Raw genomic sequence first — 20497 nt, forward strand, 5'->3', positions numbered from 1 at the left:
GATTTGGAAAATTTGGAGAATGGAAATGACAAAAACCAAAAAGCTTGCCATGGAATTGCCGAAAGAAGGGCGTTTTATCAGTTCTGAATTCCCCATTTTGCGTGAGAACTTGACAAAACTTGATCAAGCCATCATGGAAGTTGAGGAAAAGCTAGACGACAAAGCCTCTGCAAAACATACACATAGCATAGGGGATGTTACAGATCTTGAGGCAGCCCTCAAAGGCAAGATGCCAGCGGATAAAACCTTTTCCTTTGCTGATTTGGGCGATATCGAGGGCGCTAAGGATGCCGCCAATAATTATGTTCTCTACAAAGCAAGCAATAATCATTTTACCTTTGGCAGTGCTATCTCCCTTCTTGGAGCACACCAACACAAAATTGAAGATATTGTTGGTCTTGATAGATTTAGAGCCAAGATTAACGAAGATTTGACAAGCTATGGGCGCCTAAAACAAGCCAATGAATGGCAGGATTATAACAAGTTCACAAAAAAAGTCACTATGAGTGATGGTTTGGAAATCATAGGCAATTCATCATTAGCTCTCATGCATAATGGGGAAGTGGTCACAAGTTTAAGTGCAACAGGGAGCACGCTTAAAGGACCGCTGAAAGTGGATGGTGCAGAAGTTTATAGCAAAGATGAAGCTCTTGTTGCTCTTCAAGAAATACGTGATGAAATCACGAAATTGAGAAAAGCGACCTCTCCCCTTGAAATTCTTGTAAAAGAAAGTGGTCCCATCCCATTTCCTGATGGCGTCACTAATGACACCGATATCGAAATATGGGCATGGGGTGGCGGTGGAGGTGGAGGATATGGAGGCTGGTTAAAAAATACCGGTTTTGTTAACAGCATGATCACCTACTACGGTGGCGGCGGTGGCGGTGGAAGTCAATATGCATGTATTAAAATCAAAGCTTCACGGCTAAAATCGGCAAAAGTTATTGAAGTTGGTCGAGGAGGACGAGGTGCTTCTCCGAGAGGCGGTGGGGGTGCTGGTGGTGATACACGTATTGAAGGAATTATTATAGCGTATGGGGGGGCTGGTGGAGGTGGGGGCGCCGGTGGTTCAGGAGGCGCATCATCCATCAATGGTAGCCGTGGCGGCGATTCTAGTTCTAATGGTTATAGAGGTAGCTCTTTTATTTACGCTGGTGGGAATGGCGGCGATGGGGGGAGTGGTAATGGCGGGAACTCTTTTTTTGGTGGCGGTGGCGGTGGAGGTGCTGGTGCTCAGAATGGAAGAGGTGGTTATGGCGGAGAGAGCCATAAAGGTGGCCATGGTGGTAAAGGCTGCAAAGGCAGTGGACAAGGTGGTGGCGGTGGGGGTGGCTACTTCCCAGGAGAAGATGGTGGATCTGATAAAAGTGGCGATGGCGGTAATGGAGCAGTGTTGTTAAGATTTTTTATATAGGAGTTTTTTATGGAATATGCAGTTGTTGAAAATGGTGTGGTGACAAATATTATTGTGGCGCCAGAAGATTATGTTCACATCTTTGATGGTGAGGCCATTCCCTCAAATGAAGCGCAAATCGGCTGGACTTATAAAGATGGGGTATTCTCTCCTCCCATTATTGATGAAGAAAATGCTTCTTCGTCTTCTGAAAGGGCTAAGACAGACACACCTGTAGAGTCTGTAGATGAACCGAAAGAGAAAGCTTAAACAGGGCAATTCTCTATTTCATAAGCTTCAATTAATGCAACAAGGATTTTCATTCTATCAAATTCTGGAGTATTCTCTTTAGGTTGATTGTCAAACATTGCAGACACAATCTCTAAAGCTTCTTGATAATCTTTTTCAGTGCGAAGTGGTTTGATATTCATTTCTTAAATTTCTTTAAATTACACAATATTGATATCATATTGTTTAGATTGTAATAGTTTTAAAATTAATTGCAAAGAAGACTGTCCATGACCACACGTAATCCTAATCGCTGTCCTACTCATCCAGGAGAAATTTTAGCAGAAATTATTCCTGAAACTGGCAAAACGAAGACAGAAATTGCACAGATGCTTGGTATATCACGCCAGCATCTTTATGATATTCTAAATGCAGAAAAACCTATCACCCCTTCTCTTTCAGCTTGTCTTGGCAAAATGTTTGGGAATGGAGCAGCCATATGGTTACGTATGCAAGCCAATTATGATGCTTGGCATGCCGAGCGTGAAACAGATGTTAGTAAAGTTCCGATACTCCATACTGTTTAATTGTGTAACTCAGTCTCTAGAAACTTTCCTAAGTGGTTTTATTGCTTTAACTTCTTTAATCTTAAGTGCAATTTTACGTATAAAAGCAGGACTAAAACGCCCTTGTGGTTTCAAATCTTCAAAGTCATAGAAAGCCTTGCAAGAAACAACATTAAATTCATCAACATGTATCCAAGACTGCTTTGTAAACCCACACGCTTACATTCTATTTCAGGTATTTTTAAGCTAAATTGCAAATTAAGAGGTTCCTGGGAAGTAATCGGAAACAAAAAGAAATGACTTTCAGTTTTTACCATCATACAGGCAGGACGTGCTTTTCGCCCTGAATGTTCACCTTTTTGCGCTTGTTCATGCCACAAATAATAATATCTAACGACATCACCTGCTTTAAACATATTCGTCGCCATTTAAAATATCATCTAAACCACGATCTAAGTCGTCTAATATATTCTTCGGTGCATCCGTGTAAGAAAAAGCTTGTACACTGGAATGGGATTTGATTAATTCATTATATAAATTGATAGGAAGCATAACAATCTTTTCACGTCCTCGCTTTGTTAAGGCGACAGGTGTAGACATTGCTTCGTCTAAAATATCGCCAGCTCCACGGTTTACATCGGTAAAACTATATTTCTTCATAGGCGCATCCTATCCTTAATTAAATAACACGTATTGTACGTATAATATGTATTATGTAAAGATGTTTTACAAGGTTAATTTTCTCCCCGCCTAAAAGACGAGGAGATGAAATTATGTTTTAAACTACGCAGCTTTTACAACAGATCTTGCTAAGACCCGCTTAGCTTCTTCAACAAGTGTTTTATAATGTTTGCTTTCTTCTGCTAATGTAAAGGCTTTGACAAGATGCATGTGGAGAGGTCCGTAAATGTAAACAGCCTTTTCAGTAGCTCCCATTTCATCCCAGTTGCTTGGAAAATCAAATCGTGTGTCACGGTCATTATCAATTAACTGTTTTTTTAAATCGTAGAAAGCTTTAACAAGTGCTTTTTTAAATGCACGCACCATATCATTGTTACGCATATAGGTCATGAGTAAGGTTGCTTGTGGTTCATTGAGGATAGCAACTTCTCTCTTTTGACCGCCTTTACCATCTTTTCTACTCACTCGCATTTCAAATGCGAGTGAACCAAATTCTTCAAAGTCTTTAATATTTTGACGAACCAGCTGCATAACTGTTTTATGAGTATGCCTCACCCCCTCTGCAACTTTTAAAGAGGTTGTGACAGCGATACCATCATTGTTAATTGTTACTAAATTGTTCATGATGAACTCCTTGTTGTTAGACGTTTTTCATTGACATTTTTTATAAAAATGCCGGGTGCTGAAAAACACGGCAACAAGCCCGTCGTTATGCCTTTCCCCCGAAAGGGTATTGTATAGCATAACCACACCCGACAAATCTATTATATGCGTGTAGCATATAACGAGTCAAAGTCTTTAATGTACAGAAGACTGATTATTTCGGTAACCAATCCGCTTGTTGTTTTGAGGTGTTTTTCAAGCACCTTTTTATGAATCTAACGGTTTTAAAATTTTTGTCAAGTCGTTCTCAAGAGCGGTTTTTTGTCTCTGATTTTTTCCATTCATTTTATTCACCAATCATGCAAAGGAGCATCATAATGACAACAGGTTTTTTACACGGTGTTGAAGTTGTCGAGGTGGACGATGGAACGCGTCCCCTTCGCGCAGTTCAATCGGCAGTTATCGGTATTGTCGGCACAGCACCCGATGCCGATGAACAGGCTTTTCCATTAAACACACCGGTGTTGGTTACCGGTTCACTTTCACAAGCAGCAAAACTGGATAAAACAGGAAAACGTCAAGGTACCCTACCCAATGCTCTTGATCTCATTTTCAAGCAAGTGGGCGCCATTGTTGTTGTCGTGCGTGTGCAAGAAGGCGATAATGAAAACGCAACATTGACCAATGTATTAGGCGGTGTGAACGCAAATGGTACTTATGAAGGTGTGCATACTTTGATTGGAGCGCAATCCCTTCTTGGACAAACACCACGCATTCTGATTGCTCCAGGTTTTACCCATAAACGCCCTGTTAGCCTTAGCAAGATTGATGTCACCAACAAAGGGAGCGGTTATACCCAAGCAACTGTTAAAATTGCCGGCGGGGCAAAAGCAGAAGCAATCCTTGCCAATGGACAAGTGACCTCAATTGTTCTCAAAGACAATGGCTTTGATTACCAAACCGCCCCCAATGTAACGATTGAAGGTGATGGAACCGGTGCAACAGCAAAAGCCGAAATCAGTGCAACCTCTAATCCTGTAGCAGCAGAGTTAATTGGCATTGCCGAGCGTCTCCGTGCTATTGTGGTACTTGACGCACCAAACACAACCGATAAAGCAGCTCTTGGAGCAGCAAAGGATTTTGATTCAAAACGCGCTGTTATTGTTGATCCTTTTGTAAAGGTAAATCGTGATAGAAAAATCCTAGAACAGCCTGCAAGTGCAGCGGTTGCTGGTGTCATTGCCAAAACAGATTTCACACATGGTTTTTGGCATTCCCCTTCAAACAAAGTGATCAATGGCATTGTAGGAATTACCCGCCCAATTGATTTTTCCATTGGTGACAGATCAAGCCGTGCCAACCTCCTCAATGAACAAAACATCACAACAATTATTCGCGAAAATGGTTATCGTCTTTGGGGCAATCGCACCCTTTCAAGCGACACAAAATTCGCTTTCTTATCCGTTGTGAGAACCGCGGATATGATCAATGACGCCATCTTGCGTGGACACATGTGGGCTGTCGACCGCAATATCAAAAAAACCTACATGAGTGATGTGAGTGAAAGCGTCAATGCCTATTTGCGTGATTTAAAAGCGCAAGGCGCCATTCTTGGTGGGCAGTGCACGCCTGATCCAGAGTTGAATACAGCAAGCGCCATTGAAAGCGGTAGAGTCTATTTCAATGTCGAATTTACACCAACAACACCAGCAGAACACATCACATTCCGTTCACGCATCATCAATGATTACTTAGAGGAGATCTTTTAATGACTGTACCTGTTTTACCGAGAGTTCTAAAATATTTTAACATTTTTGTTGATGGTATTCCCTATCAGGCAAAATGCGAAAGCGTGACATTGCCAAATTTAAGTTTGGTTGTTGAAAACTATCGCGGTGGTGGCATGGATAGCTCTCTTGAGGTTGATCTTGGGCTTGAAACGCTCATCCTCACCATGACCATTTCTGATTGCTCTCCAGAGTTGATGGCACTGTTAGGGCGCTCTGATGTGAACATTTCATTGCGAAGTTCAATGCAAGCACAAGGCACACCAGCAGAAGGTGTTGTCATCACTATGAGGGGGCTTTGCAAAGGCTTTGAAATGGCAGAATGGCAACCGGGAAGCAAAGCAACATCCACTGCTACATTTACATTGCAGTATTTCAAATATGTCCAGAAAGATGTTGAAATTGTTGAGATAGATGTCCTCAACTTAATCAGAAAATTCAATGGTGTTAATCAATTAGCAGAACATAAAAACTTTTTAGGAATATAAAAATGACCGTACAATCAAGCATTACGCATCAATTGCTTATCCCTGTTACCTTTGAAGGAAAAGAGCATACCACAATTACCTTACAGCGCCCCAAAACAAAAGATGTGCAAGCAATCGATAAAAAAGAAGGTATTGAACAAACAATTGCTATGGTTGCACGCCTTTCTGGATGGCCCCATGAAGCTGTTGGGGAACTCGATATTAGTGACTTATCGAGCATTGGAGAAATTTTAGAGTCTTTTATCAAGCGGCGGGATACCTCGACTGGGAAACCGCCGCTAAACTCATAGCGGATATTGCCATTGTTTTTCATTGGTCCCTTGCAGACATGATGGAAATGGAACCGCAAGAGTTAATCTTCTGGCGAAAACAAGCAGCAGAAAGGTATAAGACAAAATGAGTGAAAAAGTTGCTGATGCAAAGGTAAAATTGTCTCTTGAAGACAATCTCACCGCACCTCTTAAACATCTTCAAAAAAAATTTGATACATTGTCAAAGACACTCTCCCATAGATTGAGTATCCCCCGCTTTTCTGCTGCGGTAAAAAATATGACATCACGTTTGCAAGGCGTTCAAAGTGCCCTTGGTACAGCGGCAAGCCGTGCTTCGCTCTTTACCGGTGCTTTAGGGCTTGCCGGTGGAGGTCTTATCGCAAGTATCACCGCTGTCACCATGAAAACCATGCATCTTGGGGATAGTCTTCATCACGCATCACGGCATTTGGGCATGAGTGTTACAGCACTTCAGTTATGGGGTGATGCGGCAGACAACTCAGGATATTCTGCTGAACTTTTTCAACAATCCTTAGCAACTTTAAATAGGCGTTCGGCACAAGCATATGCCGGACAAAAAAGAGGCATTATGGGGTTTGAGGCACTTGGCATTTCTGTCAAAGATGCCTCTGGAAAACTCAAATCAAACTCCGCTTTGTTAGAAGAAATTACCGACAAGATGAGTAAGATGAAAAATCAAGCGCAAAGACAGCATATTGCTGCTCTGCTGTTTGGTGGTGATGGAAAAGAAATGGCCGCCATGCTTGCACAAGGGATGGCGCCCATCAAAGAGCTGTTTGCAAAGGCACGAAAAGGAAAATGGCTTATCGGTGCCGATGTTGCACGCTATGCAGCAGACTTAAGTGACAAAATGGGAGCTTTTAAGAAAAAAATAGGCGGTGTCGCTAGCTTTATTGGCGCGCGCTTTATGCCCGTGATCAATGATATGATTGATGCTTTTTCAAGATTGATTGATGAAAACCGTGACCTCATTCAAACAACCGTTGCTGGGTGGGCAAAAACTTTAAAAAAAGTCTTTAATGATTTGCTTAATCCTACCTCTGATTTGAGAAAAACTATAAGCGATCTCACAGAAAAAATTAAAGGCTGGTTTCGCTGGATGGAACCGCTTGTTGGTGAAATAACTCTCTTAAAGGTAGGACTTATAGCGCTTGGTTCCTTTATTTTTGGTCCACTTATTGCCGCATTAGCCGCAGTGAGTGCAGCTTTTGTCACGCTTGGCTATACAATCTTGACCACTCCCATAGGCTGGATACTTGGCGGCATTGCATTGCTTGTCGGGGCTGGATATCTGCTCTACAAAAACTGGGACAAAATCAATGGATGGTTAGCTACATCCTTAACTGTCGTTAGTGCAGTTGTTATCAGACTGGCTGTTGCTTTTACAGGACCGCTGTTTTCAGCAATAGGTTCAGTTTGTTCAGCATTTATGAGGCTTACTGTAACTCTTGCAAAAACACTCTTTTCAGCCTTAGTCTCTGTTAGTTCCGCTCTTTTTTCACTTGCTGCAACTCTTATAGGCTCTCTGCTTTCAGCATTAACTGCGGCGGCATCTGCTTTTATATCGCTTGGTGTCGCAATCATGACCACTCCTATTGGTTGGATAATCGGGGGCATTGCAGCACTTGTTGGCGCTGGATATCTGCTCTACAAAAACTGGGATACCGTCGTGAATTTCATAAGCAAATTATGGGATTCTTTTGCTAGCTTATGCAGTAACGTTTTCAGTAAACTCTTTAATCTCTTTAAAAAGTTTTCACCGCTGGCTTGGATAGCAAAAAAAATCAATGCACTGATTGAATGGTTGTTTGGGGTCAATTTAATGGATGCAGGTGCTAATCTCATTGGTAGCTTGTGGGATGGTATCAAAAGCAAGTGGCAAGCCCTATCCGAATGGTTTAGCGGCATGATAAGCACATTAACCAGTTGGATGCCTGATTGGATGAAAGAAAAGCTTGGTTTTCATGTTTCAATCAACAAAACTTCAACAGAAACGATTAAAACCTTTACCGATGAAACCAACGCACGTGCAAAAAGAATGGTTGATACAGCCGTTGTACCCAATAGTCCATCTGGAAAACGCAACAGTGGTTTTAATACAGATACAGTTGAGACAGGATACATGCAGGCTCCAAATGCAAAAATGAGTGCCTTCAAAGCTCCTAAGCCCATTACAGTTCATAAAGCTGTTGAAGTAGACGCCCGCGTGACCATTACAAATTTAAATATTTCAGTACCAAATGGTCTCAAGAACGAAATCAGAGACGCTGTCAATCAAGCCCTTGAACGCTATGCCAAACAGCAACGTTTGGCGATAGCCTCTAGCCTTTCGGATTAAATACCATGATGCTTGCTTTAGGTGGTTTTATTTTTTCAATCGAAACGGCAGCCTATCAAACCCTTGATCTGTCTTATGGGGTGCCATGGGTGGAGCAAGGGCGTTTGGGGCGAAAAGCAGCCCTTCAATTACCTGCTGTTGCAAATGCAGAATTTTCCTTAACGGGTATAATTTATCCAGATTTTAAAGGTGGTCATGGACAGCTCGAATATTTGCGGCAAATAGCCCATGAGGGACCTCACATCCTTATAACGGGACAAGGCAAGATTTTAGGAAAATTTGTCATTCTTTCCGTGGAGGAAAAGCAAAGTGTTTTTCATCATAATGGCACCCCAAAAAAACAAGAATTTACAGTCAAATTGAGAGAATATGGTGAAGACCTATGAGTGATCTTTACAGGACCAAAGAAGGCGATATGGTCGATGCCATTTGCTGGAAATACTATGCCAAAGGTCAACAAGCGCTTGCTGTTGAACGTGTTTATGCAGCCAATTTTGGACTTGCAGACTATGGACCCATTTTAACAGCAGGCATCACAATCATTTTGCCATCCCTCCCCTATCCTAAAGCCACACCCGTGATCAGAATTTGGGGCAGCAAATCATGAAACCTTTTTTCATGGTTCTGGCAAATGGAGAAGACATTACCAAAACTCTCATGGATTATGTTTTGTCGATTGAAATAACCGATGAGGCAGAAGACAAGAGTGACCGTATCACCATAGAGCTTGATGACCGTGCACGGAATAGTGATAATGGCTTTCTTGATATACCTCTTATCGGAACAGTTCTTTCCGTAACACTTGGCTATGATAGCGGCAAAATACGCGATATGGGGGCATATCTGATAGACGAAATCTCTGTAAGCAGTCCACCACAAAGCTTAACTGTTACAGGGCGTGCCGCGGCAATGAACACGTCTTATAGAACACCAAAAAGCCAATCTTATCACCAGCAAACACTTGGCAATATTGTTCAAGAAATCGCACAGCGTAATGGTTATACCGCAAAAGTTGATCCTTCTCTTGCGAAAATTGTTGTGCGTCATATTGATCAAACCACTGAAAGTGATATGGCTTTTGCCGCCCGCCTTGCAGAGGAATATGATGCGGTAGCAAAGCCTGTTGATGGTAAGCTTGTACTTGCCAAACGGGGGGAAGGCAAAGCCATCACCGGCGAGACACTCCCCGTTGTTGTCATTCATGAGGAACAGTGCACCTCTTGGGATTTTAAATACAGCGCACGGGATGAAGCAGGTGCAGCCAATGGTTTAGAAATGGATGGTGATGAGGACCAAAAAGCCGCAGCGGATGCACGTGCACCAGAAGAGATAGAGGAGGATGAAAACACCATCCATATGGATGAAAATGATCTACCAGTTCCACCTGAACCAGAGAGAGGAGAAAAAACAGAAAAAGAAGCGGAAAAGCAAGAACAAGAGAAAAAAGGCGGCGTTATCGCAACCTATTATGATATCCGCAGTGGTGAAAAGAAAGAAGTCAAATCCGGTCATTCACCGTTTCATGAACTCAAATATACCTATCATAATCAATCAGAAGCTGTTGCAGCCATTGCTGCTTATCGTAACAAATCATCACGGGGTAAGTCTTCTTTCTCCTGTGATATTGGAGGTAATCCCTTTGTGCAAGCAGAGGCAAAACTTGTTCAAGAGCCCCCTTTCCGTCCTTATATACCAGCAGAATGGCGCATCAAAAGCGTCAAGCACAAACTTGATAAAACGGGTGGTTACACCACAAAAATAGAGTGCGAACTTTTTGACAAAGCACAAGAAGATGCAGCTGGAAATGTTGCAAACACAACGCCAGACAAGGATGATACCCTTGATCCAAACGCTCCACAAAATGCATGCGATGAAGGTGAAGGCGTCATCCATATGGATGAAGGAGATATTTAAAGAAATTGTAACGTTTCTCTCCGCTTAAAGGACAGAGAATTGTTTGAGATTTTTAAAAATACTGGAACTAATATTAATTATATGATATTATAATTGTAATAAATTGATATTAGTTTTGGAGGTTAGAAAATGTCTGATACACTTTTTGTTCCGAATAAAAATGTTAAAAGATTAGCTGATGAAGTCAAAAACCTTTATGGTTATAATACTTATACTCAAACAATTGAAGCAGCACTTTTGATGTTAAAAGAAGCTAAGAAAAAAGAAGTCTCTTATCAGGAAAAGGCTATAGAGCTTCAGCAACGAACCAAAAAATTTTTAGGTAAAGAATATAATTCTTATACGGAAGAACAGCGCAAGGCGTTTTTTGATGATTTAAGCGGAGGCTTTTAAATGTTTCTCGACGCTTCGGCTATTCTTGCTATTTTGTTAGGTGAGGAAGAGGCACCTGTTTTTATCGAAAAGATGGAAAAAACTCAGCAAAATCATACGTCAGCAATGGCTGTGTGGGAAGCTGTCGCTGGACTTTGCTTTGAGAAAACACAAGAAGGAAAACCTGTTGCACGCTCAACAGTTGTAGAAGCAAAAGCTTTAGTTGATAATTTTCTAGAATTTTACAATATTCAATTTGTCACTATTGAGGATCGCGAATATCAAACTGCTGTTCATGCTTATATGAATTTTGGTAAGGGAACAGGCAGCAAAGCACGACTTAATATGGGTGATTGTTTTGCTTATGCTTGTAGCAAAAATTATGAATTACCACTGTTATTTAAAGGAAACGATTTTATCCATACAGATATCGAAAAAATATGATCCGTTACGAGCAAAGGACTTGACTGGTCATTTACGTCAACATAATTGCACGAATCTTAGTATCACTGGATGTCCCGACCTGCTCCAGTCCCTCCTTTGTTGTCATATCAAGATAAAATCAAGAAATGTTTGATGAGTTATTCTGTATAATTTGCTAATTGTTAAAATATTGAGAAAGAATTTTATCATTAATAAAACAAGTAACAGCTGTTGAATTTTCTGGTCGTTACTCAATCAAGAAACTTTAAGTGTCCATCCATAGAGGTGGGCTTTTTTTATGGAGAAACCTATGAGAAAAATATCATCAGAAGGATTAGCACTGATTAAACAATGGGAAGGTTTACGTCTACACGCCTATAAAGATGTCATTGGTGTATGGACCATTGGTTATGGGCATACAAACGCTGCTGGAAACCCCTTTGTTCATAAGGGCATGATAGTCACTGAAGAACAAGCCGAAGCGTTTCTTTGCCAAGATTTAAGACAATTTGAGAATACTGTCGAACGCGCCGTTCAAGTTTCCTTAACGGATGAACAATTCGCAGCACTCGTGTCCTTTTGTTATAATGTAGGAACAGGAGCCTTTTGCAATTCAACACTGTTAAAAAAGCTCAATCAAGGTGAATATGAAGCAATTCCCTCCGAACTACAGAAATGGACCAAAGCAGGCGGGAAACGCTTACAAGGTCTAGCACACCGGCGTGCAGCAGAAGCAGGATTATGGGCAAAAGGAGCTTATGTTTCCTCCAATTATCAACCAGTAGAAACCAAACAGCCGACGGGGCTTTTCAAAGCAGAAGCCCTAACCCCAATCATTGGTTCTTTCTCTGGTCTTGGCGGTTTGTTGGCGGGCAATGGTCCTATCCAATGGGCTCTCGCTGCCATTATGGTTTTAGCAGCCTGTACTGGACTTTTCTTTGTGGCCAAACGTTTTCAGGAACACCGCCTATGATCTTATGGATGAAAAAAAATCTGATGCTAACTGGTGCGGCTTTAGCCGCTTTTTTTATGATTGTAGCAAGAGCTTTTACCCTTGGAAAAAAGGCTGAACAACAAAAGCAAACAGAGAATGCTTTAAAGACAGCAAAAACACGGCTCGAGGTGGAAAATGAAATTAATCAAAAAAGTGATGCTGATGTACGCGCTGCTCTCTCTGACTGGTTGCGCGACAAATAGAGTCGTTTCTTCTTGTGTTGGTTGGTTGCCTATTTATTTAAACCGGCAAGATTTAAACGCCATCAGTCCAAACTTAGCAAGAGAGATCTTAAAGCATAACAAGCAGGGTGAATACTTGTGTGGATGGAAACATGGCCAGAAAAAAAACTGAAAAACATACCGAGCTTACAGAAGCAGAAAAGGAAATGCTTCAGGAAATGATACTCACCTATCAAAGTGTGAAAATGATGTCTCGCTTGATGAAGTGGATAGCGTTTTTTCTCTTTTTGCTTATCCTTGATTTTGCTCGTCTTATGGATGCGATAGACAATGTCTTTGCACATTTAAAACAGTGGCTAAGCAAAAACTAAAAGCTTTATCCCCTCCCCATTTTTGAGACGGGGAGAAGAGTTCTGTTTTTTACTTAAGCAACCTTTTTAATAGGGTTTTCCCAATTTGGCTGGTAAGCTTTAAAAAAAGGATCTATCGCTGCGGGAAACTCTGAAGCTCCAAAGTCTGTAAGAACTGCTAGAATCTTTGTAATATTTGGCACTTCATCTTGAAGCTTTAAAATCAAAGCTTTTTCTACAATGCCCATGACTTGAACTAAGGCGTTACAATCTGCATCTCCAATGCCTTGATGATTAGAAAATTGAGACAACGCCATCCACAAATCACATAAAAAGTCGATACTGGTATTCATTGTACACCTCCATGGATTTGTTCTCTCAAACATGCCAATCCTCTGGATGTGATTTTTGTTGAAGGCAGGACCTTTTCTGTTCCATCCGGTCTTTGAATGGTAATAGCAGGGCAATCCATCAAACCTTTCTTGATCTTATCCTGATAAGGTAACAATGGACCACTTGGAGCACGGCGATAGACCCAATCATGTTTACGCAAATAATCAGTTAAGTCCTTTGGTCGTATTTCTAACATTTTTGCAGATTCAATCAAACCAAACAAGCCATCAGAACGTTTTAAACCATCAAGTGCTTTTGCCTTTGGTTCTAATTTAGCAATGATATTGTCTTTCCGCTCGTTTTCATCTTTTAAATGCGTTAAGACACCAAGCATTACTGCTGGACTGGAGTAGTCGATCGATTGAACATAGGATTGCTTTATCTCGCCCCTACGCCATGCAACAAATAACTTAATAAGCATATAACGGACTTGAGAAGATTTTTCTGTATTCGATAATGTCGCAATCAATAACGCCTGCTCTTCGTTAAGCCAATATTCTGTTACGTTATTGCCCTTTATTACGTGCGCCACAGTGGCGCACCTCCCAAACCGTTCTATTTCTTGTATATTTCTTGTAATTAATTTTCTAACGTCACGTGTACGAACAAACCCTAATTTTTCTGCTAAATCCACATCGCGAACACGAGGCTCGTTTTCGACTTCTCGTAATTTGATTAATTTGTCTTTATTGATAGGTAAGTATGTGCTATTATTCATTGTAATTGACCTCTTTCAGGTTAGTTAGATGTAAAGCGTTAGAGAGAGTTTTTGCGGACTTATGCTCTAGCGCTTTTTCTTTTTTGAGAATGTTAATTATTTCAGATGAAAGAGAGCGATCATTCTCAGTCGCCCGATTAAACAACCACTCCTTTAATGTATGTGGCATATTTATTTTATATTGGATCGTTTTCATTTTACCTCCATATGCACATATTTAGTACCATAAAGGTACCTTGTGTCAAGTGTATTTTAGGTATATTTTAGGTGCATGACAAAAAAAGATCGTGTGCAATTTAAATTTCTCATTCCAATTGAACTGAAAAATCAATTGGAAGAGCTTGCTGAAGCAAATCATCGTAGCCTTACGGGTGAAATTCTTGCTCGTTTAGAAGATTCTATCCGCACTACCGTTACATTAAATCACCTACTGGCAATGAATTCAGAAGATCTCAAAAAGCTCCTTGAACAACCACCCGTGAATAAAAAACAATAAGATACCACACATAGCCCCCTCAGAGCGCTTTAAACCATCCAAAGCTTTTGCCTTGGGTTCTAATTCGGCAATCACATGATCTTTCTGCTCGATTTGACTTTGTAGGTGGTTCAAAACGCCTAGCAATGCTTCGGGTTTGGAATAATCAATCTTTGGTGTGACTACCTGCTTTGCAAGTTTTTCACACTCAATAAAGTATAAACGAGCTTCTCTACCTTTCTTATTGTTCTCAAGCATAGAAAGTTCTTTAGCTACACTTAAAGTCAGGTAATAGTCTTTACGATTGTGACCACCTCTGCCTTTGCTCGCCAAATTTGGCGACCAAACAAAGTCTTGATTTTCTAATAAATTATATTTTTTGATACGGTCAGTAATCCAATTGGAAAAATCTTTACCTATTTCTAAAAACGCATGTAATTCACGTGCGTTAACGGTTTGAACAGTTTCCTGTCCAAAAGTTTGTTCCGATATCGGAATAAGAGTGTTCATGTGAACTCCTGTTCGATTAGACGTTTTTGATTGACACTTGATAAAAGAGAGTGCCGGGTGCTCAAAAACACGGCGAACAGCCCGTCGTTACGCTTTTCCCATAAGGGTATTGTATAGCGCAACTACACCCGACAATGCCATTATATGCGTGTAACATACAATGAGTCAAAGCCTTTAATGTGCGGAAGAAAAATTGTGTCGGCAATCTATCCGCTGTTCGTTTAAGGTGTTTTTGAGGCACCTGATTCGATACTAGACACATTGATGCCATATTGTCAAGTCATCCTTGATACAAAAGATGCCCATTGCTCCAAAAGAACACGCCGTTGCTCTAAGAAGTCTGTTCGCATGTAAGCTTTTGTCACTGAATTACCAACTGAATGCGCAAGAACAGATTCTGCAATTTCAAATGGTGTTGATGTTGTCTCCGCTATCCAGTCACGAAGACTCGATCTAAAACCATGAGGTCTATAATCAAAGCCTTTGTCTTTCATGAATTTAGAAAGCGTTGCATCAGAAATTGGTTTTCCTTTAAGCCCCGCAAATAGAAAGCCCTTTTTTTCAAAAGGCAGAGTTTTTTCAATGACTTTCATAGCTTCACTACTCAGTGGCACACGAAAGTCTGAAACTTTTCCTACAATACCTTTCATATTTTCTTTGGGTATGGTCCATATATTTTCATTAATTTGTTCAAGACGCAAATACCGCAATGGATATGATCGAGCACCTGTCAAAATCAGTAATTTTAGTGCTAAATTTGAAAGGATATTATCCTCTAAGTTGTGATAAAAATCTGGGAGTTCTTGCCAAGGCATAGCAGGAATATTTGTCGATATCGCACGTGATTTTCCTAAAAGAGCTCGTGCTTTCATACAAGCCTGTAGGTCAACATCTAAGCCAAGAGCAGCAGCATATTTCAAGCAAATATTGATACGGTTAAGTGCTTTTCGCGCTGTATCTGCTTTTTCATGCCAAAGTGGAGCAAGAACATTGCGAATGATATTGGCTGTTAATTTTTCTATAGATAATTTGCCTATGTGTGGAATGACGTGCAACTCGAGTGGAGAAAACCAGCGGCCGTTTTTGCCTTCATTTTTCAACTCTGCTTTTTTGCTTTCAAAAGCCGCGTGTGCAATTTCACTGAATATATTGCTTTGCTGTTTTAAAATAGTCTGTTCTCTAAAGACAATAGGATCATTGCCTTCTTTAAGAATATCACTATAATACCTTGCAAGCTCGCGTGCTTCTTTTAAAGAAAGTTTCGTAACAGGACCAAGTCCCATTTCACGGCGCTTATTGTGGTGCGTATAGCGAAAAAACCAAGAGCGTGTATTATCTTTTCGGACATTTAACCATAGCCCTGCCCCATCACAATACTTACCCTGTGGAGACGTCTTTACGAATGATGCTGATAATCGATGAATCGCCCTCACTTAACGCCCCCTTCCGTCCACCTTTTCAGGCATTGCCCGTCCACCTTTTTTGGTCCACCTTTTAGACCACCTTTAATTTTTGATTTGAGATTTTTTCTTTAATACTTATTTTTTTTATTGGAACATAAAAAATTATATACATCAATACACTCTTGCACATCTTTATACTATTTGATTCTTGCTAATAAAGCCTGCTCTGCCGCGTCTGGGCACCATGTTCTTTTTTATCTCAAATAACTTATTGATTTTCCATACGTTTTTTTAAGGTAAGGGATGCGTGTATAAAAGTGAGGGAATAGGATTTCGAATCATGCCTCTACAACAGGGGCATTTTTTTGAGAAAACTTTGTGCCTTTAACTCTTTGTTAGCCATCTTTTGAGGTGTGTGAGGATGTTATCCAGCGCATCCATAATGCGGGCAAAATCGATAATGAACATAAAGACAATGAACGCTATCCACTTTACACAACGAGACATCATCTTCAAACCTTGATAGGTATTGATCATCTCATAAAGTAGCTGTCGTTCGTTTTCTGTAAGTTCTTTATCTTTGTTGCTTGCTTTCTCGACCATCTTTCCAACCGCATAAATGCGCTCCCTGCTTGTTATGCTTTAAAATATCTCTTGCTAGGTTGGGACTGATGACCGCAATATCGCGCTTATCCAAATAAAGTGGTAACCAGCCAACACAAGAAACAACCCTATTTCCCGCGCACCCAACGAGAAAGTTCAGCGCAAACATCACCATCACTTTTCTGATTAACTTCATTTTCAACCTCAAGCCGTCTCATTGCTGTCTTCAAAGCATTCTCTGTTTGCTTGTGCTGTTCACTTCTCTTGCCAAGGTAAAACGCCTTAGCTAAAGCCATAAAAAAAACGGCTAAAGCCGCTGTAAACATCAGGGAATATTTCTTGAACCAAAAAATCACAACCGTTGCTCCCGAAACCGTTTGGCTACAAACACTATGCCCATACAAGCTGCTAAAACCATTATGCCCGCTAACGCCCATTGGATAGGTCCATTGCCTGCCAATAACCCTCCAAGACCAGAGCAAGAACCTATAATCGGGGCTAGCGCTTCTATTTTGAGAAGCCCCGTTGCTTCTTTCGTTTCTACATGTTGGTAGTTCGAAGAAACATAAGAGCCTTTCGCCCATAATCCCGCTTCTGCTGCCCTACGATTTGCTAACCCTTTGAGAGGCTTTCCTCCAACCTTATTCCATTTCTGTAATTCTGCTGGAACCGATTCATAATCACCCTGATTAAGCTTTTTTAATAAGGTGGATTTGTAAAACGCTTTGCTTCCTACATTATAACAAAAGGACACTAACGCAGCGAATTGTTCGTCCGTTAATCTCACTGTAACAGCTTCTTCAACCGCTTTCTCAAATTGCTTTAAATCCTCGCAAAGAATTTCTTCTGCTTGCTCTTGTGTAATGTACATGCCCTTCTTAACAATTGGCTTGCCCGCAGAGCTGGTGTGACCATAACCTATCGTCCAAATGCATGCCGTGTCTTGATACGCATTCAAGCGTAAACCTTCCCATTGCTTGATCAGCTCTAAACCTTCTTTCGATATTCTTCTCATCGCTTGCTCCATAAAAAAAGCCCCACAAAAGTGAGGCAGCATAAAAGGGATATCTCAGTGAGAACTAGACGGTTTCATCCCTATTCTCTTTAATTAATTGTTCTACTTCCTCACTCCGTGAACCACGAGACAAGACACCGCGTAGGGACGCACTGCTTTGACCATCATTGGACCAGCTACCCCCTCCTACTAAAACATTCATTTCTGTTTTATAACTTGACCACAAGGTCGAGCTAGACTGAACTTGCATGGCAAAAATTCCTGATAAATATTGCCAAACATAACCGCAACCATCCTCACAACCGATATGCGAAATCATCCGCCTATTCGCTGTATCAACATGTCCTCCAGAATGTTTAGAGCTAGGCGCTTTTTTCCCTTCAATGTTTGTCTTGCTGTTGCTCCCATACATCGCAGAAGAAAACTGTTCATCATTCAATAACCACTTCTTCACACTCCTCAAATCGTCTGCAAAATCCGTATGACTACGATTGGTCGTTATAGCAACACCATGCGCCGAACGCGTATTTGCACCTGTCCCTGATTGGAGATAAATATCTATCCAAAGATCTTGTGAGAAATCATAGACCATTCCTTCTGGAGAACTATGGGGACAATGATTCAAACACCAAACTGAGGTGGGTAAAATATCCCCTGCACTATAGCCCGATAAAGAATGTCCATCAGTCGTACCAACATCCGCACATAGCGTATAAAACCACCTATCTTGCGCGAATTATTGGCTGTATAACCATCTGGATAAGTAGAGTTTTCTGATACTACAACTTTGGAAGACTGTTCTCCTTCAAACACCAAATAAACATAATAATCCTTACCACGAGCCAATGAAGAAGGAACGGTGATTGTTTGATCAGATGTGTAATCAGCAACCAAAAAACGATTCTCTAGAGGCAAAATTATTGTGTGTTCCTTTTCTTAACGTTAATTGTTGTTTGTTACTTGCCACCAAAAAGGGGGTAGAAGACGCAATATCAATCAAAGTTAAATGAGCAATACTCGAAGCAAAGCCCTCAAGCGCTGTAATCTTTGCCCCATAACCTTCAACGCTGCTCCGTATCTGTTCTGCTGCTAAAGCTAAATTCTTTGCCTCTTGCGCTGTAGATTGTGCACTACTCGCTATTTGCTTAGCTTTACCTGCTTCCTCATGCGCTTCTTAGGATTCTCTTGCCGCCAAATTGGCTTTAGCTGTTGCTCTATCTGCTATTTGTTTGGCTTTATTTGCTTCATCCTGTACTTCTGCAACTATCTCTTTTACCTCTTGTGCTGTAAATTTCGCACTATCAGCCGATTGTTTAGCATCACGCGATTCTTGTTTCGCCTCATCCGCTATTCTTTGAGCTCCTTCCGCTAATGTCTGTACCGATTGTGCCATTGCCTTGGCTGCATCAGAGGCTTTTTTGGCATCCGATATTAAAGATCTCGTTTCATCGGCTGTTGTTTTGCTTGCATTGGCTACCGTTTCTGCTCGTTCTGCACTGTCCTTGGCTGTATTCGCTGCTGTGAGCGCTATTTCTGAAACGCCCTTGGCCTCATTGGCTACACTCAGCGCTGTTGACGCTGTCCGCTTGGCTTCTTCTGAAACTTGTTGCGCTTCATCAGAAGTGCTCTCGGCTGTCAAAACCTTGGCTTTTAGGGAGATAACATCTACTGTTGCTTTCTTCGCTGTTTTTTGCAATTCATCCGCACTGCTTTTCGCTTCATCTGCCTTCCTTGCTGCTCCTTCTGCCGTCCTTTTGGCTGCTTCCGCTGTGTTCTTGACATGATCAACCGATTGCTTAAGGTCATTGGCTATAGAGAGCGCGCTAGACGCTGTTTCCTTTGCCTCACCTGCTACACTAGAGGCTGTCTCTGCTGTGCTTTTGGCATCCTTCGCTGTTGTGAGAGCTTCCGTACTGCTCGCTGTCGCTGCTTCGGATGCACTCTTAACAGATTCAACAATTTCCTTGAGATGAGTAGATGCCGTTGCCTTGGCTTCTTTTGCCTCTGTGACAGCTTCCTCTACTGTACTTTGTATTTGCGTGACTGTTTTAGAGCTTTCCGTAAATGCCGTCGTTGCTTTGTCCGCTAATCCTTTCGCCTCCTCCTCAAGGCAACATATTGATTTATAATGATAATTTACTGTTTTACATATTGAATGAGACCCCCGAATATCCTAAGATTCTCTCATCTCAAATCATCTTATGTTCAATCAATTAAAGTCACTTATTTGCACGTCATAAGCGGGGTTATCGTGTGGGTAGAAAACCGTTTAGAAAGGAACAAAAATGCCTAATGAATCGTCTTAATGCAAGGACTGTCGCAACATTGGGGGCTGGCTTGTTACTTCATAAGCGTAAAGATGGGGGTGCTCAATGGATTTATCGTTACACCATCCACGGGCGGCGTCGTGAGATGGGCTTGGGTGCCTAAAGTAAGCCCGTGAATTGGCAACTCAATGGCGTTCTGTTTTGCGTGAGGGGCGTGACCCTATTAAAGAACGTGACAAACAAAAGCGTGAGGCAATGCGTAATCTGCATTATTTAAAAGATGTTGCTTTAGATGCTTTTGAAACTCGTAAAGCTGAACTAAAAGGAGATGGTAAAAATGGAGATTGGTTTTCACCTTTACAACTTTATATTCTCCCTCAATTAGGTTGTCTACCGGTTTCAGAGATTACACAAACCGATATACGCAAAGTTCTCGCTTCCATCTGGCATAGAAAAGCTGGGACTGCCTATAAAGCACTAAACCACCTTAATATTTGTCTT

Annotated in this window: 33 protein-coding genes and 2 pseudogenes; 20 read left to right on the forward strand and 15 right to left on the reverse strand. The window is 41.2% G+C overall.

What is annotated here, in order from left to right:
- Nucleotides 1–25: 25 nt before the first annotated feature.
- Both NPX99_RS06290 and NPX99_RS06295 read left to right on the forward strand, forming a co-directional pair.
- Nucleotides 26–1414 (forward strand): Bgr_08870 family protein, encoded by a 1389-nt coding sequence (locus tag NPX99_RS06290; protein ID WP_269031029.1) that lies wholly within the window; start codon nucleotides 26–28, stop codon nucleotides 1412–1414.
- A 9-nt stretch (nucleotides 1415–1423) separates the two neighbouring features.
- Nucleotides 1424–1663, forward strand: a complete 240-nt coding sequence (locus tag NPX99_RS06295) for a hypothetical protein (RefSeq protein WP_269031030.1) — start codon at nucleotides 1424–1426, stop codon at nucleotides 1661–1663.
- On the opposite strand, the gene NPX99_RS06300 is transcribed toward NPX99_RS06295, so the two are convergent.
- A complete protein-coding gene (locus NPX99_RS06300) occupies nucleotides 1660–1824 on the reverse strand; it encodes a hypothetical protein (protein WP_269031031.1) in 165 nt (54 codons plus the stop codon). The genes NPX99_RS06295 and NPX99_RS06300 overlap by 4 nt on opposite strands.
- An 87-nt stretch (nucleotides 1825–1911) precedes the next feature.
- Between NPX99_RS06300 and NPX99_RS06305 the strand changes: the two genes are divergently transcribed.
- Entirely contained in the window at nucleotides 1912–2208 is a 297-nt protein-coding gene (locus tag NPX99_RS06305) for a HigA family addiction module antitoxin (protein WP_269031032.1), read from the forward strand.
- 9 nt (nucleotides 2209–2217) lie between these two features.
- On the opposite strand, the pseudogene NPX99_RS06310 reads toward NPX99_RS06305, so the two are convergent.
- From NPX99_RS06310 to NPX99_RS06320, 3 genes and pseudogenes are all read right to left on the reverse strand, one after another.
- A pseudogene (locus NPX99_RS06310) lies at nucleotides 2218–2603 on the reverse strand (hypothetical protein).
- Nucleotides 2596–2847: a type II toxin-antitoxin system Phd/YefM family antitoxin gene (locus tag NPX99_RS06315; protein WP_269031033.1), complete on the reverse strand. Its 252-nt coding sequence runs from the start codon at nucleotides 2845–2847 to the stop codon at nucleotides 2596–2598. Before NPX99_RS06315 ends, NPX99_RS06310 begins: the two are co-directional and overlap by 8 nt.
- 123 nt (nucleotides 2848–2970) lie before the next feature.
- Nucleotides 2971–3492: a Rha family transcriptional regulator gene (locus NPX99_RS06320; protein WP_269031034.1), complete on the reverse strand. Its 522-nt coding sequence runs from the start codon at nucleotides 3490–3492 to the stop codon at nucleotides 2971–2973.
- Nucleotides 3493–3848: 356 nt separating this feature from the next.
- Between NPX99_RS06320 and NPX99_RS06325 the strand changes: the two genes are divergently transcribed.
- From NPX99_RS06325 to NPX99_RS06390, 14 genes are all read left to right on the forward strand, one after another.
- On the forward strand, nucleotides 3849–5240 hold the full coding sequence (locus NPX99_RS06325) for a phage tail sheath subtilisin-like domain-containing protein (protein ID WP_269031035.1): 1392 nt from the start codon (nucleotides 3849–3851) through the stop codon (nucleotides 5238–5240).
- Nucleotides 5240–5746, forward strand: coding sequence for a phage major tail tube protein (locus NPX99_RS06330; RefSeq protein WP_269031036.1), 507 nt, complete (start codon nucleotides 5240–5242; stop codon nucleotides 5744–5746). The genes NPX99_RS06325 and NPX99_RS06330 overlap by 1 nt, the downstream gene beginning before the upstream one ends.
- A gap of 2 nt (nucleotides 5747–5748) precedes the next feature.
- The gene (locus tag NPX99_RS06335; protein ID WP_269031037.1) at nucleotides 5749–6036 is read left to right on the forward strand and encodes a phage tail assembly protein; all 288 of its coding nucleotides are present in this window, start codon (nucleotides 5749–5751) and stop codon (nucleotides 6034–6036) included.
- Between the two features lie 47 nt (nucleotides 6037–6083).
- Complete coding sequence (locus NPX99_RS06340; RefSeq protein WP_234924827.1) at nucleotides 6084–6146, forward strand: hypothetical protein; 63 nt, start codon at nucleotides 6084–6086, stop codon at nucleotides 6144–6146.
- A complete protein-coding gene (locus tag NPX99_RS06345; protein ID WP_269031038.1) occupies nucleotides 6143–8377 on the forward strand; it encodes a phage tail tape measure protein in 2235 nt (744 codons plus the stop codon). Before NPX99_RS06340 ends, NPX99_RS06345 begins: the two co-directional genes overlap by 4 nt.
- 5 nt (nucleotides 8378–8382) lie before the next feature.
- Nucleotides 8383–8763 (forward strand): phage tail protein, encoded by a 381-nt coding sequence (locus NPX99_RS06350; protein WP_269031039.1) that lies wholly within the window; start codon nucleotides 8383–8385, stop codon nucleotides 8761–8763.
- Nucleotides 8760–8984 carry a tail protein X gene (locus NPX99_RS06355; protein WP_269031040.1) on the forward strand — a complete coding sequence of 75 codons (225 nt, stop codon included), beginning with the start codon at nucleotides 8760–8762 and terminating at the stop codon, nucleotides 8982–8984. The genes NPX99_RS06350 and NPX99_RS06355 overlap by 4 nt, the downstream gene beginning before the upstream one ends.
- Nucleotides 8981–10291 (forward strand): phage late control D family protein, encoded by a 1311-nt coding sequence (locus NPX99_RS06360; RefSeq protein WP_269031041.1) that lies wholly within the window; start codon nucleotides 8981–8983, stop codon nucleotides 10289–10291. The genes NPX99_RS06355 and NPX99_RS06360 overlap by 4 nt, the downstream gene beginning before the upstream one ends.
- Nucleotides 10292–10420: 129 nt before the next feature.
- Nucleotides 10421–10684, forward strand: a complete 264-nt coding sequence (locus NPX99_RS06365) for a hypothetical protein (RefSeq protein WP_241438586.1) — start codon at nucleotides 10421–10423, stop codon at nucleotides 10682–10684.
- Nucleotides 10685–11107 (forward strand): type II toxin-antitoxin system VapC family toxin, encoded by a 423-nt coding sequence (locus NPX99_RS06370; RefSeq protein WP_269031042.1) that lies wholly within the window; start codon nucleotides 10685–10687, stop codon nucleotides 11105–11107.
- Between the two features lie 289 nt (nucleotides 11108–11396).
- Nucleotides 11397–12059, forward strand: coding sequence for a lysozyme (locus NPX99_RS06375; RefSeq protein WP_269031043.1), 663 nt, complete (start codon nucleotides 11397–11399; stop codon nucleotides 12057–12059).
- Complete coding sequence (locus NPX99_RS06380) at nucleotides 12056–12283, forward strand: hypothetical protein (protein WP_269031044.1); 228 nt, start codon at nucleotides 12056–12058, stop codon at nucleotides 12281–12283. The genes NPX99_RS06375 and NPX99_RS06380 overlap by 4 nt, the downstream gene beginning before the upstream one ends.
- Nucleotides 12216–12434 carry a hypothetical protein gene (locus NPX99_RS06385; protein WP_269031045.1) on the forward strand — a complete coding sequence of 73 codons (219 nt, stop codon included), beginning with the start codon at nucleotides 12216–12218 and terminating at the stop codon, nucleotides 12432–12434. The genes NPX99_RS06380 and NPX99_RS06385 overlap by 68 nt, the downstream gene beginning before the upstream one ends.
- Nucleotides 12415–12633, forward strand: a complete 219-nt coding sequence (locus tag NPX99_RS06390; RefSeq protein ID WP_269031046.1) for a hypothetical protein — start codon at nucleotides 12415–12417, stop codon at nucleotides 12631–12633. Before NPX99_RS06385 ends, NPX99_RS06390 begins: the two co-directional genes overlap by 20 nt.
- A 53-nt stretch (nucleotides 12634–12686) precedes the next feature.
- Here the strand turns inward: NPX99_RS06390 and NPX99_RS06395 are convergent, their stop codons facing one another.
- The 3 genes from NPX99_RS06395 to NPX99_RS06405 are packed head-to-tail and all read right to left on the reverse strand — an operon-like array spanning nucleotide 12687 to nucleotide 13919.
- Complete coding sequence (locus tag NPX99_RS06395) at nucleotides 12687–12965, reverse strand: hypothetical protein (RefSeq protein ID WP_269031047.1); 279 nt, start codon at nucleotides 12963–12965, stop codon at nucleotides 12687–12689.
- Entirely contained in the window at nucleotides 12962–13723 is a 762-nt protein-coding gene (locus tag NPX99_RS06400) for a phage antirepressor KilAC domain-containing protein (RefSeq protein ID WP_269031048.1), read from the reverse strand. Before NPX99_RS06400 ends, NPX99_RS06395 begins: the two co-directional genes overlap by 4 nt.
- Nucleotides 13716–13919, reverse strand: coding sequence for an Arc family DNA-binding protein (locus NPX99_RS06405; RefSeq protein ID WP_004859798.1), 204 nt, complete (start codon nucleotides 13917–13919; stop codon nucleotides 13716–13718). The genes NPX99_RS06400 and NPX99_RS06405 overlap by 8 nt, the downstream gene beginning before the upstream one ends.
- Nucleotides 13920–13994: 75 nt before the next feature.
- Between NPX99_RS06405 and NPX99_RS06410 the strand changes: the two genes are divergently transcribed.
- Entirely contained in the window at nucleotides 13995–14219 is a 225-nt protein-coding gene (locus NPX99_RS06410) for an Arc family DNA-binding protein (protein WP_269031049.1), read from the forward strand.
- Here NPX99_RS06410 and NPX99_RS06415 read toward each other — a convergent pair.
- From NPX99_RS06415 to NPX99_RS06455, 8 genes are all read right to left on the reverse strand, one after another.
- Nucleotides 14166–14708 (reverse strand): antA/AntB antirepressor family protein, encoded by a 543-nt coding sequence (locus tag NPX99_RS06415; protein ID WP_269031050.1) that lies wholly within the window; start codon nucleotides 14706–14708, stop codon nucleotides 14166–14168. The genes NPX99_RS06410 and NPX99_RS06415 overlap by 54 nt on opposite strands.
- 275 nt (nucleotides 14709–14983) lie before the next feature.
- Nucleotides 14984–16141, reverse strand: a complete 1158-nt coding sequence (locus tag NPX99_RS06420) for a tyrosine-type recombinase/integrase (RefSeq protein WP_269031051.1) — start codon at nucleotides 16139–16141, stop codon at nucleotides 14984–14986.
- A gap of 354 nt (nucleotides 16142–16495) precedes the next feature.
- Nucleotides 16496–16714 (reverse strand): hypothetical protein, encoded by a 219-nt coding sequence (locus NPX99_RS06425; protein ID WP_269030963.1) that lies wholly within the window; start codon nucleotides 16712–16714, stop codon nucleotides 16496–16498.
- Nucleotides 16715–16842: 128 nt separating this feature from the next.
- Entirely contained in the window at nucleotides 16843–17070 is a 228-nt protein-coding gene (locus tag NPX99_RS06435) for a hypothetical protein (RefSeq protein ID WP_269031053.1), read from the reverse strand.
- Nucleotides 17067–17729, reverse strand: a complete 663-nt coding sequence (locus tag NPX99_RS06440) for a lysozyme (RefSeq protein ID WP_269031054.1) — start codon at nucleotides 17727–17729, stop codon at nucleotides 17067–17069. Before NPX99_RS06440 ends, NPX99_RS06435 begins: the two co-directional genes overlap by 4 nt.
- A gap of 64 nt (nucleotides 17730–17793) precedes the next feature.
- Entirely contained in the window at nucleotides 17794–18321 is a 528-nt protein-coding gene (locus NPX99_RS06445; RefSeq protein ID WP_269031055.1) for a hypothetical protein, read from the reverse strand.
- Between the two features lie 29 nt (nucleotides 18322–18350).
- A complete protein-coding gene (locus NPX99_RS06450; protein ID WP_269031056.1) occupies nucleotides 18351–18644 on the reverse strand; it encodes a phage major tropism determinant in 294 nt (97 codons plus the stop codon).
- 259 nt (nucleotides 18645–18903) lie between these two features.
- Nucleotides 18904–19425 (reverse strand): hypothetical protein, encoded by a 522-nt coding sequence (locus NPX99_RS06455; RefSeq protein WP_269031057.1) that lies wholly within the window; start codon nucleotides 19423–19425, stop codon nucleotides 18904–18906.
- A gap of 109 nt (nucleotides 19426–19534) precedes the next feature.
- On the opposite strand from NPX99_RS06455, the gene NPX99_RS06460 reads away from it, so the two are divergent.
- A complete protein-coding gene (locus NPX99_RS06460) occupies nucleotides 19535–19702 on the forward strand; it encodes a hypothetical protein (RefSeq protein ID WP_269031058.1) in 168 nt (55 codons plus the stop codon).
- Nucleotides 19703–20021: 319 nt separating this feature from the next.
- A pseudogene (locus NPX99_RS06465) lies at nucleotides 20022–20497 on the forward strand (integrase arm-type DNA-binding domain-containing protein); the annotation flags it as partial.

The organism is Bartonella sp. 220B, from assembly GCF_026930205.1.
In the GTDB taxonomy this organism is placed as follows: domain Bacteria; phylum Pseudomonadota; class Alphaproteobacteria; order Rhizobiales; family Rhizobiaceae; genus Bartonella.

Coding starts and splice junctions, on each gene's coding strand:
- NPX99_RS06290 (WP_269031029.1), top strand. CDS start 26: ATGACAAAAACCAAAAAGCTTGCCATGGAATTGCCGAAAGAAGGGCGT.
- NPX99_RS06295 (WP_269031030.1), top strand. CDS start 1,424: ATGGAATATGCAGTTGTTGAAAATGGTGTGGTGACAAATATTATTGTG.
- NPX99_RS06300 (WP_269031031.1), bottom strand. CDS start 1,824: ATGAATATCAAACCACTTCGCACTGAAAAAGATTATCAAGAAGCTTTA.
- NPX99_RS06305 (WP_269031032.1), top strand. CDS start 1,912: ATGACCACACGTAATCCTAATCGCTGTCCTACTCATCCAGGAGAAATT.
- NPX99_RS06315 (WP_269031033.1), bottom strand. CDS start 2,847: ATGAAGAAATATAGTTTTACCGATGTAAACCGTGGAGCTGGCGATATT.
- NPX99_RS06320 (WP_269031034.1), bottom strand. CDS start 3,492: ATGAACAATTTAGTAACAATTAACAATGATGGTATCGCTGTCACAACC.
- NPX99_RS06325 (WP_269031035.1), top strand. CDS start 3,849: ATGACAACAGGTTTTTTACACGGTGTTGAAGTTGTCGAGGTGGACGAT.
- NPX99_RS06330 (WP_269031036.1), top strand. CDS start 5,240: ATGACTGTACCTGTTTTACCGAGAGTTCTAAAATATTTTAACATTTTT.
- NPX99_RS06335 (WP_269031037.1), top strand. CDS start 5,749: ATGACCGTACAATCAAGCATTACGCATCAATTGCTTATCCCTGTTACC.
- NPX99_RS06345 (WP_269031038.1), top strand. CDS start 6,143: ATGAGTGAAAAAGTTGCTGATGCAAAGGTAAAATTGTCTCTTGAAGAC.
- NPX99_RS06350 (WP_269031039.1), top strand. CDS start 8,383: ATGATGCTTGCTTTAGGTGGTTTTATTTTTTCAATCGAAACGGCAGCC.
- NPX99_RS06355 (WP_269031040.1), top strand. CDS start 8,760: ATGAGTGATCTTTACAGGACCAAAGAAGGCGATATGGTCGATGCCATT.
- NPX99_RS06360 (WP_269031041.1), top strand. CDS start 8,981: ATGAAACCTTTTTTCATGGTTCTGGCAAATGGAGAAGACATTACCAAA.
- NPX99_RS06365 (WP_241438586.1), top strand. CDS start 10,421: ATGTCTGATACACTTTTTGTTCCGAATAAAAATGTTAAAAGATTAGCT.
- NPX99_RS06370 (WP_269031042.1), top strand. CDS start 10,685: ATGTTTCTCGACGCTTCGGCTATTCTTGCTATTTTGTTAGGTGAGGAA.
- NPX99_RS06375 (WP_269031043.1), top strand. CDS start 11,397: ATGAGAAAAATATCATCAGAAGGATTAGCACTGATTAAACAATGGGAA.
- NPX99_RS06380 (WP_269031044.1), top strand. CDS start 12,056: ATGATCTTATGGATGAAAAAAAATCTGATGCTAACTGGTGCGGCTTTA.
- NPX99_RS06385 (WP_269031045.1), top strand. CDS start 12,216: ATGAAATTAATCAAAAAAGTGATGCTGATGTACGCGCTGCTCTCTCTG.
- NPX99_RS06390 (WP_269031046.1), top strand. CDS start 12,415: ATGGCCAGAAAAAAAACTGAAAAACATACCGAGCTTACAGAAGCAGAA.
- NPX99_RS06395 (WP_269031047.1), bottom strand. CDS start 12,965: ATGAATACCAGTATCGACTTTTTATGTGATTTGTGGATGGCGTTGTCT.
- NPX99_RS06400 (WP_269031048.1), bottom strand. CDS start 13,723: ATGAATAATAGCACATACTTACCTATCAATAAAGACAAATTAATCAAA.
- NPX99_RS06405 (WP_004859798.1), bottom strand. CDS start 13,919: ATGAAAACGATCCAATATAAAATAAATATGCCACATACATTAAAGGAG.
- NPX99_RS06410 (WP_269031049.1), top strand. CDS start 13,995: ATGACAAAAAAAGATCGTGTGCAATTTAAATTTCTCATTCCAATTGAA.
- NPX99_RS06415 (WP_269031050.1), bottom strand. CDS start 14,708: ATGAACACTCTTATTCCGATATCGGAACAAACTTTTGGACAGGAAACT.
- NPX99_RS06425 (WP_269030963.1), bottom strand. CDS start 16,714: ATGGTCGAGAAAGCAAGCAACAAAGATAAAGAACTTACAGAAAACGAA.
- NPX99_RS06440 (WP_269031054.1), bottom strand. CDS start 17,729: ATGAGAAGAATATCGAAAGAAGGTTTAGAGCTGATCAAGCAATGGGAA.
- NPX99_RS06445 (WP_269031055.1), bottom strand. CDS start 18,321: ATGGTCTATGATTTCTCACAAGATCTTTGGATAGATATTTATCTCCAA.